At 70.2% G+C, this 16,064-nt stretch carries 16 protein-coding genes; 8 read left to right on the top strand and 8 right to left on the bottom strand.

Features of this window, described 5'->3' with window-relative positions:
- The 6 genes from ACEU5R_RS01925 to ACEU5R_RS01900 all read left to right on the top strand — a co-directional run bounded on the left by ACEU5R_RS01925 (position 1) and on the right by ACEU5R_RS01900 (position 5,735).
- The gene (locus ACEU5R_RS01925) at positions 1-1,011 is read left to right on the top strand and encodes an ABC transporter permease (protein ID WP_392408943.1); all 1,011 of its coding nucleotides are present in this window, start codon (positions 1-3) and stop codon (positions 1,009-1,011) included.
- A 5-nt stretch (positions 1,012-1,016) separates the two neighbouring features.
- The gene (nikC, locus tag ACEU5R_RS01920; RefSeq protein WP_103271394.1) at positions 1,017-1,913 is read left to right on the top strand and encodes a nickel transporter permease; all 897 of its coding nucleotides are present in this window, start codon (positions 1,017-1,019) and stop codon (positions 1,911-1,913) included.
- Positions 1,914-1,954: 41 nt separating this feature from the next.
- Entirely contained in the window at positions 1,955-2,983 is a 1,029-nt protein-coding gene (locus ACEU5R_RS01915) for an ABC transporter ATP-binding protein (protein ID WP_392408942.1), read from the top strand.
- A complete protein-coding gene (locus ACEU5R_RS01910; RefSeq protein WP_392408941.1) occupies positions 2,973-3,923 on the top strand; it encodes an ABC transporter ATP-binding protein in 951 nt (316 codons plus the stop codon). Before ACEU5R_RS01915 ends, ACEU5R_RS01910 begins: the two co-directional genes overlap by 11 nt.
- A 71-nt stretch (positions 3,924-3,994) precedes the next feature.
- Positions 3,995-4,912, top strand: coding sequence for a LysR family transcriptional regulator (locus tag ACEU5R_RS01905; protein ID WP_392408940.1), 918 nt, complete (start codon positions 3,995-3,997; stop codon positions 4,910-4,912).
- Between the two features lie 115 nt (positions 4,913-5,027).
- Complete coding sequence (locus ACEU5R_RS01900; protein ID WP_392408939.1) at positions 5,028-5,735, top strand: FadR/GntR family transcriptional regulator; 708 nt, start codon at positions 5,028-5,030, stop codon at positions 5,733-5,735.
- Between the two features lie 85 nt (positions 5,736-5,820).
- Here the strand turns inward: ACEU5R_RS01900 and otnK are convergent, their stop codons facing one another.
- The 7 genes from otnK to ACEU5R_RS01865 all read right to left on the bottom strand — a co-directional run bounded on the left by otnK (position 5,821) and on the right by ACEU5R_RS01865 (position 12,859).
- Entirely contained in the window at positions 5,821-7,080 is a 1,260-nt protein-coding gene (gene otnK, locus ACEU5R_RS01895; protein WP_392408938.1) for a 3-oxo-tetronate kinase, read from the bottom strand.
- On the bottom strand, positions 7,077-7,997 hold the full coding sequence (ltnD, locus tag ACEU5R_RS01890; protein WP_392408937.1) for an L-threonate dehydrogenase: 921 nt from the start codon (positions 7,995-7,997) through the stop codon (positions 7,077-7,079). The genes otnK and ltnD overlap by 4 nt, the downstream gene beginning before the upstream one ends.
- 52 nt (positions 7,998-8,049) lie before the next feature.
- A complete protein-coding gene (gene denD, locus ACEU5R_RS01885; RefSeq protein WP_392408936.1) occupies positions 8,050-9,021 on the bottom strand; it encodes a D-erythronate dehydrogenase in 972 nt (323 codons plus the stop codon).
- 45 nt (positions 9,022-9,066) lie between these two features.
- Entirely contained in the window at positions 9,067-9,855 is a 789-nt protein-coding gene (gene otnI / locus ACEU5R_RS01880) for a 2-oxo-tetronate isomerase (protein ID WP_392408935.1), read from the bottom strand.
- A 23-nt stretch (positions 9,856-9,878) separates the two neighbouring features.
- Positions 9,879-11,198 (bottom strand): MFS transporter, encoded by a 1,320-nt coding sequence (locus ACEU5R_RS01875; protein ID WP_233772801.1) that lies wholly within the window; start codon positions 11,196-11,198, stop codon positions 9,879-9,881.
- Positions 11,199-11,284: 86 nt separating this feature from the next.
- The gene (locus tag ACEU5R_RS01870; protein ID WP_392408934.1) at positions 11,285-11,935 is read right to left on the bottom strand and encodes an aldolase; all 651 of its coding nucleotides are present in this window, start codon (positions 11,933-11,935) and stop codon (positions 11,285-11,287) included.
- 237 nt (positions 11,936-12,172) lie between these two features.
- Positions 12,173-12,859, bottom strand: coding sequence for a DJ-1/PfpI family protein (locus ACEU5R_RS01865; protein WP_103271405.1), 687 nt, complete (start codon positions 12,857-12,859; stop codon positions 12,173-12,175).
- Positions 12,860-12,993: 134 nt separating this feature from the next.
- On the opposite strand from ACEU5R_RS01865, the gene ACEU5R_RS01860 reads away from it, so the two are divergent.
- Complete coding sequence (locus tag ACEU5R_RS01860; RefSeq protein ID WP_392408933.1) at positions 12,994-13,956, top strand: GlxA family transcriptional regulator; 963 nt, start codon at positions 12,994-12,996, stop codon at positions 13,954-13,956.
- Between the two features lie 19 nt (positions 13,957-13,975).
- Here the strand turns inward: ACEU5R_RS01860 and ACEU5R_RS01855 are convergent, their stop codons facing one another.
- Complete coding sequence (locus ACEU5R_RS01855; RefSeq protein WP_233772618.1) at positions 13,976-14,710, bottom strand: GntR family transcriptional regulator; 735 nt, start codon at positions 14,708-14,710, stop codon at positions 13,976-13,978.
- Positions 14,711-15,079: 369 nt separating this feature from the next.
- Here ACEU5R_RS01855 and ACEU5R_RS01850 point away from each other — a divergent pair, with 369 nt between their 5' ends.
- Positions 15,080-15,982: a dihydrodipicolinate synthase family protein gene (locus tag ACEU5R_RS01850; protein WP_392408932.1), complete on the top strand. Its 903-nt coding sequence runs from the start codon at positions 15,080-15,082 to the stop codon at positions 15,980-15,982.
- The last annotated feature ends 82 nt before the right edge of the window (positions 15,983-16,064 follow it).

Raw genomic sequence — 16,064 nt, 5'->3', positions numbered from 1 at the left:
ATGCTGCGCTTCATCGTCAAACGCTCGGCCTTCATGCTGCTGATGGTGGCGGGCCTGCTGGCCATCACCTTCACCATCTCGCACGTGGCGCCGGGCGATCCGGCCCGGCTGGCCGCCGGCCCGAACGCCACCGAGGCCATGGTCCAGACGTTGCGCGCCGAGTACGGCATGGACAAGCCGGTGGTGGCGCAGTTCGGCGGCTATCTCGCCGGCGTCGTGCAGGGCGACCTGGGACGCTCCATCACCACCACCCGGCCGGTGTTCCAGGACCTGCTGCGCTATTTCCCCGCGACGCTGGAGCTGGTGTGCTTCGCCATCCTGCTTTCCATCGTCGGCGGCGTGGCGCTGGGCACGCTGGCCGCCGCCACGCAGAACCGCTGGCCCGATCACCTGATCCGCCTGCTGTCCACGTCCGGCGTGGCCTTCCCGATGTTCTCGCTGGGCCTGCTGCTGAAATACGCCTTCGCCCAGCACCTGGAATGGCTGCCGCTGGGCGGCCGGCTCGACATGCTGGCCTTTCCGCCGGACACCATCACCGGCTTCTACACCATCGACAGCCTGCTGCACGGCGACGTCGACACCTTCCTGTCGGCGCTGTCCTACATGCTGCTGCCGGCGCTGGCGCTGTCGTTTCCGGCGCTGGCCTCCATCATCCGCGTCAACCGCGCCGAGATGCTGGAAGTGCTGCGCCAGGACTACATCGTCGCGGCGCGCGCGCACGGCGTGGCGCCCTGGCGCGTGATCGCCAAGTACGCGCTGCGCAACGCCATGCTGCCCACGCTGGCCATGATCGGCCTGCGCTTCGGCTGGATGCTGGGCGGCACGGTGCTGATCGAATCGGTGTTCGACTGGCCCGGCATCGGCCTGTACGCGGTGCAGGCCACCATGAATTCCGACTTCCAGCCCATCATGGGCGTGACGCTGGTGCTGGGCGTGAGCTTCATGCTCATCAACTTCGTCATCGACATCATCTACGGCCTGCTGGACCCGCGCGTCCGGCAGCAGGGTTGAGCACCATGTCCACCACCGCCCTACCCACCTCCCAGGATGCGCGGCACGGCCTGGGCCGCCAGCTGCGGCTGTATGCCAGCACCTTCGCGCGCAACAAGTCCGCCATGCTGGGCCTGGTCATCGTCGTCGGCTTCCTGCTGGTGGCGCTGTTCGCGCCCTGGCTGGCGCCCTATCCCGAAGACGCCGCCGGCAGCGTCAAGCTGGCGCAGAAGCTGCTTCCGCCCAGTTCGGCGCACTGGTTCGGCACCGACGAGATGGGCAACGATGTGTTCTCGCGCGTGATCCTGGGCGCGCGCACCTCGTTGCAAATCGGCCTGACCATCACCGTGATCGCCGCGCTGATCGGCGTGCCGCTGGGCGTGATCGCCGGCTACTTCGGCGGCCGCGTGCAGGAATGCATCATGCGCGTCACCGACATCTTCCTGTCGGTGCCCGGACTGGTGCTGGCCATCGCCATCGTCGGCGCGCTGGGGCCCGGCATCCTCAACGCCATGATCGCGCTGTCGCTGGTCTGGTGGCCGGGCTACGTGCGGCTGGTGCAGGCCAAGACGCTGTCGCTCAAGGGCGAGGTCTATATCGACGCGGCCCGCATGATGGGCGCCGGCCCGCTGCGTATCGTGTTCGTCCACATCCTGCCCAACTGCGTCTCGCCCATCGTCATCAAGGCCTCGATGGACATGGGCATGGCCATCCTCAGCGCCGCCAGCCTGGGCTTCCTGGGCCTGGGCGCGCAGCCGCCCGCGCCGGAATGGGGCGCGATGATCTCCGTGGGCCGCAACTACCTGCCGCAATGGTGGTGGTACTCGGCCTTTCCCGGCCTGGCCATCTACCTGACGGTGCTGGGATTCAACCTGATCGGCGACGGGCTGCGCGACGTGCTCGACCCCAAACAACGAGGCTGAGGCTTCCCCCGAAGCGCCGGAAGCGCGGCGGAACGACTGACATGAACGCACCTTTGCTCGAATTCGACGACTTCAAGCTGCACTTCGATACCTTCGACGGTTGCTACCAGGCGCTGGACGGCGTCACGCTCAGCGTGGCGCCGGGCGAAGCCCTGGGAATCGTGGGCGAGACCGGCTGCGGCAAGTCGGTCACGGCCAAGAGCGTGCTCGGGCTGGTGCCCAGCCCGCCGGCGCGCGTGGCGGGCGGCGACCTGCGCTATCGCGGCCGCAGCCTGCTGGGCCTGGATGAAGCCGCCATGCGCCGCATCCGTGGCGTGGAGATCGCGATGATCTTCCAGGATCCCATGACCTACCTGAATCCGCTGTTCACCATCGGCGACCAGATGTCGGCGGTGATCGCCGCGCACGACGCCGGCAAGCCGCGCGGACAACGCCGCGACGCGCGCCAGCGCCGCGCCCATGCCACCGAGATGCTGGCCCGCGTGCACCTGCCCAATCCCGACACGCAATTGACGCGCTATCCGCACCAGCTATCCGGCGGCCAGCGCCAGCGCGTGCTGATCGCCATGGCGCTGTCCGGCTCGCCGTCGCTGCTGATCGCCGACGAGCCGACCACGGCGCTGGACGTCACCATCCAGGCGCAGATCCTGGACCTGCTCGACGAGCTGCGCCGCGACCTGGGCCTGGCCATCCTGTTGATTTCGCACGACCTGGGCGTGATCTCGCGCGTCTGCGACCGCGTCGCCGTGATGTACGCCGGCACGGTGGTCGAGACCGCGCCGGTGCAGGCGCTGTTCGACGCGCCGCGCCATCCCTACACGCGCGGCCTGCTGGCCTCGGTGCCGCACCCGCGCCGGCCCGCGCAGATGCCGGTGGGCATCCCCGGATCCGTGCCCAACCTGCTGCATCCGCCCGCCGGCTGCCGCTTCCAGGCGCGCTGTCCGTCCGCCGCCGCGGCCTGTGCCGTCAAGCGCCCGCCCACCGTGGAACTGGCGCCGGGCCACGGCGCCGCCTGTCTGCTGCTGACGCCGGCCTCGGCCACCGCCGGAGGCCGCGTCCATGCTGCTTGAGCTGCAATCCGTATCGCGCGAGTTCGCGATGAACGACGGCCGCAAGCTGCACGCGGTCAACGAGGTCGACCTGGCCATCGCGCCCGGCGAGGCGCTGGGCCTGGTGGGCGAGTCCGGCTGCGGCAAGTCCACGCTGGGCCGGCTGTGCGCGCGGGCGCTGGACCCGACGCGCGGCAAGGTCATGTTCGAAGGCCGCGACATCACCCGGCTGCCGCCCGCCGAGCTGCGCGCGCTGCGCCGCTCGATCCAGTTCATCTACCAGGATCCGCATTCGGCGCTGAACCCGCGCATGACCATCCTGCGCAGCGTGTCCGAGCCGCTGATCCTGCATACCGATCTGCGCGGCGCCAGGCTGCGCGCGCACGCGGCCGAGCTGATGGAGATGGTGGGCCTGCCGGCGCAATTCCTCAGCCGCTATCCGCACGAACTGTCCGGGGGCCAGAAGCAGCGCGTGTGCATCGCCCGCGCCATCGCGCTCAAGCCCAGGCTGCTGGTGCTGGACGAACCCACCTCGGCGCTGGATGTATCGGTGCAGGCGCAGATCCTGGGCTTTCTCAAGGATTTGCAGGAGCGCTTCCAGCTGTCCTATCTGTTCATCTCGCACAACCTGGCGGTGATCCGCGCGCTGTGCCCGCGCGTGGCGGTGATGTACCTGGGCCGCATCGTCGAGCAAGGCCCCACCGAGGCGGTCTTCGCCCAGCCCCGCCACCCTTATGCGCAGGCGCTGATCGACGCGATCCCGGTGCCCGAGGCGCGCCAGCCGGAGCGCCGCATCGTGCTGCAGGGCGACATCCCCTCGCCCATCGACCTGCCGCGCGGCTGTGCCTTCGCCTCGCGCTGCCCGCAGGCCATCGCCGGCCGCTGCGACGCGACGCAGCCGGGGCTGTACCGCGACGGCGCGGCGCGCGAGGTGCGCTGCCATCTGTACGCGACGGCCTGAGCGGGCCGCGCTGACACGCTCCTGACGGCCGGCAAGATGGTAAAACAGCACACTGATATGAGTCGCCCGGCATGACCGCTCTCGTGGACAAGTTCGCCAACCAGCTCGACTGGAACCTGCTGCGCACCTTCATGGTGATCGTGCAGGAACGCAGCATCACGCTGGCCGCCCACCGGCTGTCGGTGACGCAGCCCTCGGTCAGCGCGGCCCTGCGCCGCCTGGAAGAGCGGCTGGACCGCCGGCTGATCGAACGCGGCGGCGCGGCGTCCTTCCAGCCCACCGCCGCCGGCGAGGTGCTGTACCGGCACTGCGCCGACATCTACCGCCTGGTCACCGCGCTGCCCGACGCGCTGGACGCGGCCCATAGCGCCGTGCAAGGCATCGTCACCCTGCACCTGAGCGGCCATGTGCACTGGCCCGAACTGCCGGCCCTGATCGCCGCCTACCGTCAGGAGTATCCGCTGGTCCGCTTCCGCATCAAGCGCGGCACCTGCGGCGACATCCTCAGCCTGCTGGCGCAGAAGAACGCCGCGCTGGGCGTCGTGTCCGCGTCCGACGCGCGCCCGACCCTCAGCCGTGCGCCGCTGTTCGAGCAGGACATGCTGCACTACGCCGCCGCCGGCGCGCCGTCCGGCGAACTGCGCGGCGCGCCCGTGATCGGCTACGAAGACGAACAGACCGGCGCGCCGCTGGCCGCGCTGGCCGTGCACCGGATCCGCTGCGGACTGGAAGGCGCCACCGTGGCCGAGGGCCTGGACTGCGACGCCGTCGCCGCGCTGGTGCGCGCCGGCGCCGGCATCGGCGCCCTCCCGCGCCGCTACGCCGAGGCCGATCCCGCCCTGGCGGCGTTGCCGCTGGAACCCGTGACGCTGCCGGTCTACCTGGTGCGCCACGAACAGGCCGGCGCCAGCCGCGCGGACCAGAGCTTCCTGCAATTCCTGGCGTCGCGTCTGCCGGCCGCCAGCACGCCCCGCGCCGCCTCGGACTGAGCCGCCCCGCGCCGGGCAAGCGCACGCGCCCCTGCGGTTATCATTGCGCGTAGCCCGGACGCCCCCGCCTGCCAGACGGACGGCGCGGATCCGCCCACCCCTGCCGCCGCGACCCATGTCGTTCCCCAAACTCTCCTCTCCGCCCACCCTGACCGACACGGTCGCCAAGCGCCTGCTCGCCGAAATCCAGGAAGGCCGCGCGCAGCCCGGCGACAAGCTGCCCACCGAAACCGCGCTGGCCGAACAGTTCGGCGTCAGTCGCACCGTGATCCGCGAAGCGGTGTCGCGGCTGCGCCAGGACGGCATCGTCGAGGCGCGCCAGGGCAGCGGCGTATTCGTCACCGGCGCCACCGGCAACCGCGCGCTGCGCATCGACGCCGCCGAGCTGCGCTCGCTGGATGCCGTGCTGCATATCGTGGAATTGCGCCGCGCGCTGGAGACGGAGATCGCCGCGCAGGCCGCGGCGCGGCGCAAGAAGCGCGACATGGCCGCCATCGACGCGGCGCTGGCCGCGATCTCCGAGGCCGTGGCCGCCGGCGGCGACGGCGTCCAGGAAGACGTGGCCTTTCACCGCAGCATCGCGCACGCCACGGGCAACCCGTACTTCCTCACCACGCTCACCTTCGTCAGCCAGTTCCTGGTCGCCGCCACCCGCATCACACGCGGCAACGAGGCGCGCCACGCCGACCAGATGCGCGCCGTGCTGCAGGAACACGCCGCCATCGTCGAGGCCATACGCGGCCAGGACGTGGAAGGCGCGCGCGAAGCGGCCCGCGTGCACATGGTCAACGCCGCCAAGCGACTGAGCCTGGCGCACCGCTGAACCACACGGCGGCCGTTGGCGCGCAGGGCGGTTTCACTCGCTCACGGTCCAACGCAGGGGCGCGCTGCCGCCCGCGGCGCCGGCCTCAGTCTTGCGCGAACGCCTTCAGGAAGAAATCCGCGGCGCCGAAATTGCCGGACTTCAGCGCGATGCTGATGTCGGCATCGACCGCCGCCGCGCGGCCCGAACACCAGGGCACGCCCGGATCGATCTGCTCGCCGATGGCGATCTGCTCCAGCCCCAGCGCCTGCACCACCGCGCCCGAGGTCTCGCCGCCGGCCACGATGAGCTGGCGCACGCCGAGTTCGATCAGACCGCGCGCGATGCGGGCGATCTCGGCCTCGATCAGCGCGCCGGCCCGTTCCGCGCCCAGCGCGCCCTGCGTCTGCCGGACGCTGTCCGGCGCGGCCGTGGAATAGAGCAACACCGGTCCCGAGGCCAGCAAGGGCCGCGCCCACGCCAGCGCCTCGCCCGCCACGTCCTCGCCAGCGGCGATGCGCAGGGGATCCAGCGCCAGCGCCGGACGGCCGCTGGCGATGAACGCGGCAACCTGCCCATTGGTGGCGGCCGAGCAGCTGCCCGCCACCACGGCCTGCGCGCCGGCCGCGCGCACCGGCGCCGTGGCCGCGCCCGGCGTCAGGGCCCAGTTCGCCGGCAGGCCAATCGCCACGCCCGAACCCGCCGTCACCAGGGGCATGCCCTTCAGCGCCGGTCCCAGAGCCAGCAGGTCGTCGTTGGACACGGCATCGACGATGGCGATCTCCACGCCCTCGGCGCGCAGCGCGGCGATGCGCTCGCGGATGGCGGCGCTGCCGCGCGCCACCACGGCATGGTCGATCAGGCCGACCTTGCGCCGCGTCTGCGCCGCCAGCACGCGCAGCAGGTTCGGATCCGTCATGGGCGTGAGCGGATGATGCTGCATGCCCGACTCGTTCAGCAGCACGTCGCCCACGAACAGATAGCCCTTGAACACCGTGCGCTTGTTGTCCGGAAAGGCCGGCGTGGCGATGGTGAAGTCCGTGCCCAGCCGGGCCATCAGCGCATCCGTCACCGGGCCGATATTGCCCTGCGGCGTGCTGTCGAAGGTGGAGCAGTACTTGAAGTAGATCTGCTCCGCGCCCTGCGCCCGCAGCCATGCCAGCGCCTCCAGCGATTGCGCGACCGCCTCGTCGGCGGGCAGGCTGCGCGTCTTGAGCGCGACCACCACCGCGTCGGCATCCGCGCGCAGCGGGCCGCCCGGCACGCCGATGGTCTGCACGGCGCGCATGCCGGCGCGCACTAGGTTGTTGGCCAGATCGGTGGCGCCGGTGAAGTCGTCGGCGATGCAGCCCAGCTTGATGCTCATTTCGCCTCCGGCAGGCGGATGCCCGGGAAGATCTTGATGACCGCGCTGTCGTCCTCGCGGCCATGGCCGGCGGTGGACGCTTGCATGAACATCTGGTGCGCGGTGGACGCCAGCGGCAGCGGGAATTTGCTATGGCGGGCCGTGTCCAGCACCAGCCCCAGATCCTTGACGAAGATGTCCACCGCCGACAGCGGCGCATAGTCGCCGGCCAGCACGTGCGCCATGCGGTTCTCGAACATCCAGCTGTTGCCGGCGCTGTGCGTGATCACTTCGTACAGTGCATCGGCGTCCACGCCCTCGCGCAGGCCCAGCGCCATGGCCTCGGCGGCCGCGGCGATGTGCACGCCGGCCAGCAGCTGGTTGATGATCTTGACCTTGCTGCCCGCGCCGGCGCGGTCGCCCAGCCGGTAGACCTTGCCGGCCATCGCTTCCAGCACGCCTTCACAAGCCGCGTAGGCGGCGGCGCTGCCGGCCGTCATCATGGTCATCTGGCCGGCGGCGGCCTTGGCCGCGCCGCCTGAGATCGGCGCGTCCAGATAGTGCAGGCCCAGCGCCTGCAGCCGGGCCTCCAGCGCCACGGACCAGTTCGGATCCACGGTGGAGCACATGACGAACACCGAGCCGGGTTGCAATTCGCCGGCCAGCCCGCCGTCGCCGAACAATACGGCCTCGGTCTGCTGCGCGTTGACCACCACGCTGACGATCACATCGCAGGCCCGCGCCATCTCGGCCAGCGTGGCGCAGGCCACGCCGCCCTCGGCCGCGAAGGCGGCGGCGGCCTCGGCGCGCACGTCGTACACGTGCACGGTCAGGCCGGCGCGGCGCAGGCTGCGGGCGATGCCCGAGCCCATCGCGCCCAGGCCGACCACGCCGACGCGGCGGCCGGTCGAGTTGGAAGAAGAAGTTGTGCTGTTCATGGTGTGAAGAGAGTGACGGCGATGAGTTGCGATGATGGGCGGCCGGGCGCGCTCAGCGCGGCAGGTCGTCGTCGATGTAGGCCCGGATGATGTCGGCGAAGCTGCCGTCGCCTGACAGCCCCAGCCGTTCGGCCCGGGACGTGTCCCAGCGGCCCGGCCAGCTGCCGACGATGCGCTCGACGCGCGCGTCCGGCTCCCAGTGGATGCGGTCCGCGACCGTGTCGCCCGCCACCTCGCGCAGCGCCCGCGCCATGTCTTGGGCCGTCACGCAGACGCCGGGCAGGTTGATGGGCGCGCGGCTGTCCAGCCGCGCCGCGTCCAGCTCGCAGCCCGCCACCAGCGCCGCGATCGCGCCGCGTGGCGACAGCAGCCACAGCCGCGTGCCGGGATGCACCGGGCACACGGCATCCTCTCCGTTCAGCGGCTCGCGGATCATGCCGCTGGCGAAGGACGAGGCGGCGGCGTTGGGCTTGCCCGGCCGCACGCTGATCGTGGGCAGGCGCAGCACCCGGCCGTCGACGAAACCGCGCCGCGTGTAGTCGGCCAGCAGCAGCTCGGCGATGGCCTTCTGCGTGCCGTAGGACGATTGCGGATTCAGCGCGGTATCGTCGCGCACGATCTCGGGCAGGTCTCCGCCGTACACCGCGACGGAGCTGGTGAAGATCACGCGCGGCCGGTGTCCCAGCGCGCGGCAGGTTTCGAGCAGCGCGCGCGAGGCATCCAGGTTGATGCGCATGCCCAGGTCGAAGTCGGCCTCGGCCTGGCCGCTGACGATGGCGGCCAGATGGAACACGACGCGCGTGTCGGCGTCCATCGCCTGACGCAGCACGGCCGGGTCGGAAATATCGCCCACCTGCGCATGCGCGCGCGGATCGCCGTGCGTATCGGCGGCGACCACGTCCAGCAGGTCGATGCGCGAGATCGGCTCGGCCGCGCCGTCCAGCGTCAGCAGGCCTTGCGCCAGCAGCTTGCGCGCCAGCCGCTGGCCCAGGAAACCGGCGCCGCCGGTGATGAGTATCTTCATGGCTGTGTGCCTCGTAGCGGATTCAGGGGTGCATGGCGCGCCGGATCAGGCGCCCCGGTTCAGATAGGGCCGCGCCCAGCCCAGGCCGGCCGATGTGCCCGCGCGGGGCCGGTACTCGCAGCCGATCCAGCCGTCGTAGCCCAGCGCGTCGATCTGCTCGAACAGGTAGGGATAGTTCAGCTCGCCCAGGTCGGGTTCGTGCCGGTCCGGCACGCCCGCGATCTGGATATGGCCGATGCCGGCCATGTCGCGGCGCAGTTTCATCGTCAGATCGCCTTCGACGATCTGGCAGTGATAGCAGTCGAACTGCACCTTCAGGTTGGCCGCGTCCAGCACGGCACGCACGGCCTGGGCCTCGTCCTGGCGCGTCAGGAAGAAACCGGGCATGTCGCGTGGATTGATGGGTTCGATGACGATGGTGATGCCGGCGCCGGCCGCGAGACGCGCGGCGTAATCCAGGTTTTCCAGGTACGCGGCGCGATGCGCGGCCCGGTCCTGGCCGGGCGCGATCATCCCCGCCATCACGTGCAGGCTGCGGTTGCCCAGCCTCGCGGCATATTCCAGCGCCTGGTCCAGCCCGCGCCGGAACTCGTCCTGCCGACCGGGCAGCGAGGCGATACCGCGCTCGCCGGCCTGCCAGTCGCCGGGCGGCGCGTTGAACAGCGCCTGCGCGAGGCCATGCGCGTCCAGCCGCGCACGGATCTCGGCGGCGGGATGCTCGTAGGGGAACAGGAACTCCACCGCCCGGAAGCCATCGCGAGCGGCCGCGGCGAAGCGTTCCAGGAAGGGATGTTCGGTGTACATCATGCTGAGGTTTGCAGCCAGGCGCGGCACGGCGATTCCTTTTCTGTATAAAGCTAACGGTTCACCATCCGGGCCGGCGTCAGCCACACGGCGACGGCGCCCAGCACCAGCAGCGCGGCCAGCACGTACATGCCGGACTGCGTCGACTGGGTCAGGTCCTTCAGGTAGCCGACCATGTAGGGGCTGACGAAACCCGCGAGGTTGCCCACGGAGTTGACGATGGCGATGCCGGCGGCGGCGGCCGTGCCCGACAGGAAGGCGGTGGGCAGCGACCAGAACAGCGGCGCGCAGGTCAGCACGCCAGCCGCGGCCAGCGACAGGAACAGCAGCGACATCGCGGTGTTGTCGGCGAACGAGGCCGTGGCGGCGAAACCGATGGCGCCCGCCAGGGCCGGCACGATCAGGTGCCAGCGGCGCTCGCGGCGGCGGTCGGCGCTGTGGCCCAGCAGGTTCATGACCACGATGGCGCACAGGAAGGGGATGGCGCTGAGCAGCCCGATCTTGAACGCGCCGCTCACGCCGGTGGACTTGACCAGCGTGGGCATCCAGAAGGTCAGCCCGTACTGGCCGGCCACGAAAGTGAAGTAGATCAGGCACATCCACCAGACGCGCTTGTCGGCGAAGACTTCGCGCAGCGAATGGCGCTGCGCGCCGGCCTGCTTCTGGTCGGCCTCGATCTCGCGCGTCAGCAGCCGCTTTTCCTCGTCGCTGAGCCACTTGGCGCGGTCGATGCCGTTATCCAGGTACATGACGGTGACGATGCCGATGAGGATGGCCGGCAGCGCCTCGATCAGGAACATCCACTGCCAGCCCTGCAGGCCGTGCGCGCCGTGGAAGGCTTCCATGATCCAGCCCGACAGCGGATTGCCGAAGATGCCGGCCACGGGAATCGCGGACATGAACAGCGCGATGATCTTGGCGCGGCGCTGCGCCGGATACCAGTAGGTCAGGTACAGGATCACGCCCGGATAGAAGCCCGCCTCGGCCAGCCCCAACAGGAAGCGCAGCACGTAGAAGCCGGTGGGCGTCTCCACGAACATGAACAGGGCGGACAGGATGCCCCAGGTGATCATGATGCGCGCGATCCAGATGCGCGCGCCGATACGGTGCATGAGCAGATTGCTGGGCACCTCGAACAGGAAATAGCCCAGGAAGAACACGCCCGCCCCCAGGCCAAACACCGCTTCGCTGAAGCCCAGGTCCTGCGACATCTGCAGCTTGGCGAAGCCGACGTTGACGCGGTCCAGGTAGGCGATCACGTAGCAGAGCATCAGGAAAGGCACCAGGCGCCAGAACACCTTGGCGTAGGCGCGCGCGGTGGCGCGGGCATCGGGATCCTGCGGGGTGCTGCCGGCGGCCGTCTCCACGGCCATGTCCATCCGGGTCATCGTTGTCTCCAGGGTCTTGCGCCGCGCCGGTCCGCTTGCTCACGGCCGGCGGGCTTGGTGGTCGGGAAAAATCACCAGCGGGCGCCGAACGCGGCGCGCAGTTCCTCCAGCGCGGCGGCGTCCAGCGGCTCGGGACGCGGCTGGCTCATCAGCCACAGGCGCGCGGTTTCCTCGAGTTCTTCGAGCGCGTAGGCGGCATGCGCCACGGAGCGCTCCCAGACCACCGGCCCCAGCCGCTCGAACAGCGCGCCACGCACCTGGGCAGCCAGCGCCGCCACCTCGGCGGCGACCTGGGGATCACCGGGACGGCGATAAGCGATCAGCGGAATGCGCCCGACCTTCATGACCTGGTAGGGCGTGATCGGCGGCAGGACTTCGTCCGGACGCCAGACGCCAGCCAGCGTCAGCGCCACCAGATGGGTGGAATGCGTGTGCACGATGCCGCGCGCCTCGGGATTGGCGCGGTAGATGCCCTGGTGCAGCGCCAGGGTCTTGGAGGGCTTGGCGCCGGACACCCAGTTGCCGGCGGCATCGACCTTGGACAGCGCGGCGGGATCGAGCCGGCCCAGGCAGGCGTCGGTGGGCGTGATCAGCCAGCCGTCGTCCAGGCGCGCGCTGATGTTGCCGGCCGCGCCCACGGTATAGCCACGGTTGTACAGGCTGGCGCCGACGGTGCAGATTTCTTCGCGAATGCGGGATTCGGGGCGGGTGTCTTCGGTCATGGCCTTGCGCCGGGCAGACACCCGGCCGGCCGCCAACGCGGCCCGGACGAGGCGCCGCGACAGCGTGTCTCTTTGGGTTTAAGTTATCGGGTCATCATACAAATTTGAGAAAATGGGAGGAACCGGGAAAACCCGGATCCGGAAGGTTTGAATATCAAATCGAAGGCGGCATCGCGCTCGCGGCAACCGCCGGGCCGCTCGCCAACGCGCGCCGCCGGCCTGGCGCCGGCAGCCGGTTCAACCCGCCACGAAACCACGCCGCCGCGCCGCCGCCCGCACCAGCTCCGCCGGCATCATCGGCCCGGTCAGCGCGCGCGCCTGCGCCAGCGTGGCGGCGTCGGCCAGTTCGGGGCGGCCGCAGGCGTTGGGCGGCTCGGGCGCGTATTCCAGCACCAGCTCGATCAGCTTCGATGTCTCTTCGCCGCGCCAGTGCCGGATCATCGACAGGCCGAAGTCGATGCCGGCGGTGACGCCGCCGCCGCTGGCTCGGTTGCGATCGATGACGACGCGGGCCGCGTCGGGTATCGCGCCGAACTGGTCCAGGTAGTGACGCGCGGTCCAATGGCTGGCCGAACGGTAGCCACGCAGCAGTCCCGCCGCGCCCAGCAGCAGCGCGCCGGTGCAGACGCTGGTCACCCAGGCCGCGCCCTCGCCCGCCCGCGCGATGGCGTCCAGCAAGGCGTCGTCCTGCAGCGCCTCGAACGTCGGCAGCGCGCCGCCCGGCACCAGCAGCACGTCGGGCGCGGTGGAAAAGTCGGTAAAGTCATGCGTGGCGCGCAGCGTCAGCCCGGAATCGGTGAGCACGTCGCCCTTGGCGGACGCCACGAACTCGAACGCGACGTCCGGCATGGCGCCCCAGGCGGTGACAGGTCCCACCAGGTCCAGCGCCGTGAAACCCGGGTACATGAAACATACGATCTTCATTACAGCCTCGATAAAGTGTCTATGCGTTTTCGCCCTGTTTTTATAGTGTCGGCGCCCGCCGGCGACAACGCCGCGGCACAGGCAGATCCGGCCAAACGCAAGCCCGTTCGCGCCACCGCCTGGAGCGCGGCCTGATGCTCGCGCCGCGCAGCGTCGCCCTCGCCTTCGGCCCGGACGCGGCGGCGCTGGACCTGGCCGGCCCCATGGATGTGTTTTCGGCTGCCACCGCGATGCTCGGCGAAGGCGCTGGCTACCGCCTGCTGCTGGTGTCCCCGCAGGACGGGCCGGTGCGCCTGTCCAACGGATCACGCATGCTGCCCGACCTGCGCTGCGCGGACGCCAACGAACGCTACGACGTGGTGCTGGCGGCGGGTGGCCCCACGCCCGCGCACGACTCCGCCTTGAGCGGCTGGCTGCGGCGGGCCTGCCCACGCGCACGCGTGCATGGATCGATCTGCACCGGCGCCTTCGCGCTCGGCCACGCCGGGCTGCTGGACGGTCATACCGTCACCACGCATTGGGAATTCGCCGATGAGCTGGCGACCCGCTTTCCCGCCGCGCGGGTCGAGCCGGACCGCATCCATGTGCGCAGCGGCGCGCTGATCACCTCGGCCGGCGTAACCGCCGGCATCGACCTGGCCCTGGCGCTGGTGGCCGAGGACCATGGCGCGGAACTGGCGCTGCGCATCGCGCAGAAGCTGGTGGTGGTGGCCCAGCGGCAAGGCGGGCAATCGCAGTTCAGCCCCTACCTGAGCGCGCCACAGGATCCGGGCACGCCGATCGCGCGGGTACAGGCCCATGTGATGGAACACGCCGGCGACGACTACAGCGTGGCCAGGCTGGCCGCCATCGCCGGCATGAGCGCGCGCAGCTTCGCGCGCCATTTCACGCAGGCCGCCGGCATCACGCCGCGCGAATTCATCGAGCGCGCGCGCGTCGATGCCGCGCGCCGCCTGCTCGAAGGCAGCCGCCAGCCGCTCAAGGCCATCGCCTACGACTGCGGATTCGGCAACGCGGACAATATGCGGCGCGTGTTCCAGCGGCGGCTGCGCGTCTCGCCCGCCGACTACCGGGCGCGCTTCAACCGCAACGCCTGAAACGCGACAGCAGCGGGCATCAGGCGGACCTGACGCCCGCCTGCGCGTCGCTCCAGCCCGGCGCGGCCGCGCTGCTCTCCAGCAAGCGGTCGACGATGGCCAGGATCTGCGCCGCGGCCTGCTCGATATGCCGCTCCAGCGCCGCGCCGGCATCGTCCGCCCGCCCCTCGCGGCACAGCGCGATCAGCGCCATATGCTCATCGTGGGCCTGCTGACGAATGGGCGCGTTGACGATCTGGAAGCGGAAATAGCGTTCGGACTTTTCATGCAGCGCGCGGATCATGCCCAGCGCCGCCGGCCGCCGCGCCGCGCGGTACAGGTGTTCATGCAGCTGCCAGTTCAGCTGGCCCCACTGCCTGGGTTCGGCCGCGTCCATGCGCGCCACCACGTCCGAGGCCTGCGACAGATCGGTTTCTTCCAGCAGCGGAATCGCCTCGCGCAGGATCCAGGGTTCCAGCCGCAGCCGCAGCTCGAAGAACTCCTGCACTTCCGCGCGCGACAGCATCGTCACGAACGCGCCCCGGTGGGCGATGGTGTCGACCAGTCCCTCCGCGCTCAACAGGCGCAGCGCCTCGCGCACCGGGATGCGGCTGACGCCCAGCTCCTCGGCGAACAGTTCCTGGCGCAGCGGTTCGCCCGGCGGGATGTCGCCCGACAGGATGCGGTCCCGCAATACGTCGGCCACCAGTTCCGTCGTGGTCTTGCGCACGATGCGCTGAGGGTTGGCGTCGGACGGGGAAGAATGTCTGCTCACTGCGATAGCCTCTGCTGCAAGGGGCGGGCCAGCATGCCCTGGCCAGGCGACTTCGAACCGCAAGCCGCTTGCGGCGGACCTCGGCGGCACCCCAGGGTGGCGGCACGCCCGGAATGCGGACACTAGGGGAACCCCGCAGAGACAAGAACGCGCGGATCCCGCAAGCTAGTCGCAGAATTATATTGGATCCAAAATCCCTGTCCGTTTCCGATAACGGTTCCAGATGATCCCGTGGCAGCATTTGGCGGGGTGGCACAGGAGATTTCATCGAGTGCAGGCATGCCTCGCCTAATTGGATCCAATATAAAGTAACCACGATCCGTACCGAATTTCCGCCTGCTTTCTTCCCCATCGCCCAGGAGCGCACACATGGCCATCCAATGGAAAGGCGTTTTCCCCGCCGTCACCACCAAGCTGAAACCGGATTTCTCGCTGGACACCGACGCCATCCGCGCGGGGCTGGAACGCCTGATCGCCAATGGCGTCAGCGGCGTCGTGATGATGGGCATGGTGGGCGAGAACGCCCAGCTCGCGCCCGAGGAAAAGCTGACCGTGCTGCGCACCGCGCTGGAAACGGTGCGCGGCCGCGTGCCGGTCATCTCCGGGCTGGCGGAAACCAGCACGGCGCGCGCCGCCGCCTACGCCCGCGAAGCCGAGAAACTGGGCGTGGATGGCCTGATGGTGTTTCCCGGCCTGACCTATAAGTCCGACGCACGCGAGACGATCGCCTTCTACCGCAGCGTGGCGCAGGCCTCGCGCCTCGAGATCCTGCTCTACAACAACCCGCGCGGCTATGGCGTGGACCTGACGCCGGACGTGGTGGCCGAACTGCTGGAATCGCCCACCATCACCGCCATCAAGGAGGAGTCCTACGACACCACCCGCGTCACCGACCTGGTGTCGCGCTTCGGCGACCGCCTGGCCGTGGTCTGCGGCGTCGACGACCTGATCGTCGAAAGCGCGGCGCTGGGCGCGCGGGCCTGGGTGTCGGGCATGGCCAATGCCCTGCCCAGGGAATCAGTGCGACTCCTGGAACTGGCCGTGGCCGGCGACTTCGCGCAGGCGCGCAAGCTCTACGCCGCGCTGACGCCGCTCTTTCACCTGGATACCGTGGTCAAGCTGGTGCAGCACATCAAGCTGGCCGAGCACCTGATCACCGGCTCGGCCGAGACCGTGAAGCCGCCGCGCCTGGATCTGGCCGGCGAGGAGCGCGAGCGCACCATCGCCATCGTCAAGCGCACGCTGGAGGACCTGAAGGCGCTGGGCTGCTGAGGCCCGGCGCACCTACCCGAAGCCCCCGCCGGCGCAAGCCGGCCCGGGGGGGGGGGGGGGGGGGGGGGGGGGGGGGGGGGGG

This window comes from Achromobacter sp. 413638 (genome assembly GCF_043119405.1).
In the GTDB taxonomy this organism is placed as follows: domain Bacteria; phylum Pseudomonadota; class Gammaproteobacteria; order Burkholderiales; family Burkholderiaceae_B; genus Achromobacter.
Note: the sequence above shows the minus strand (reverse complement) of the source record. Positions and strands in the feature narration are given on the sequence as shown.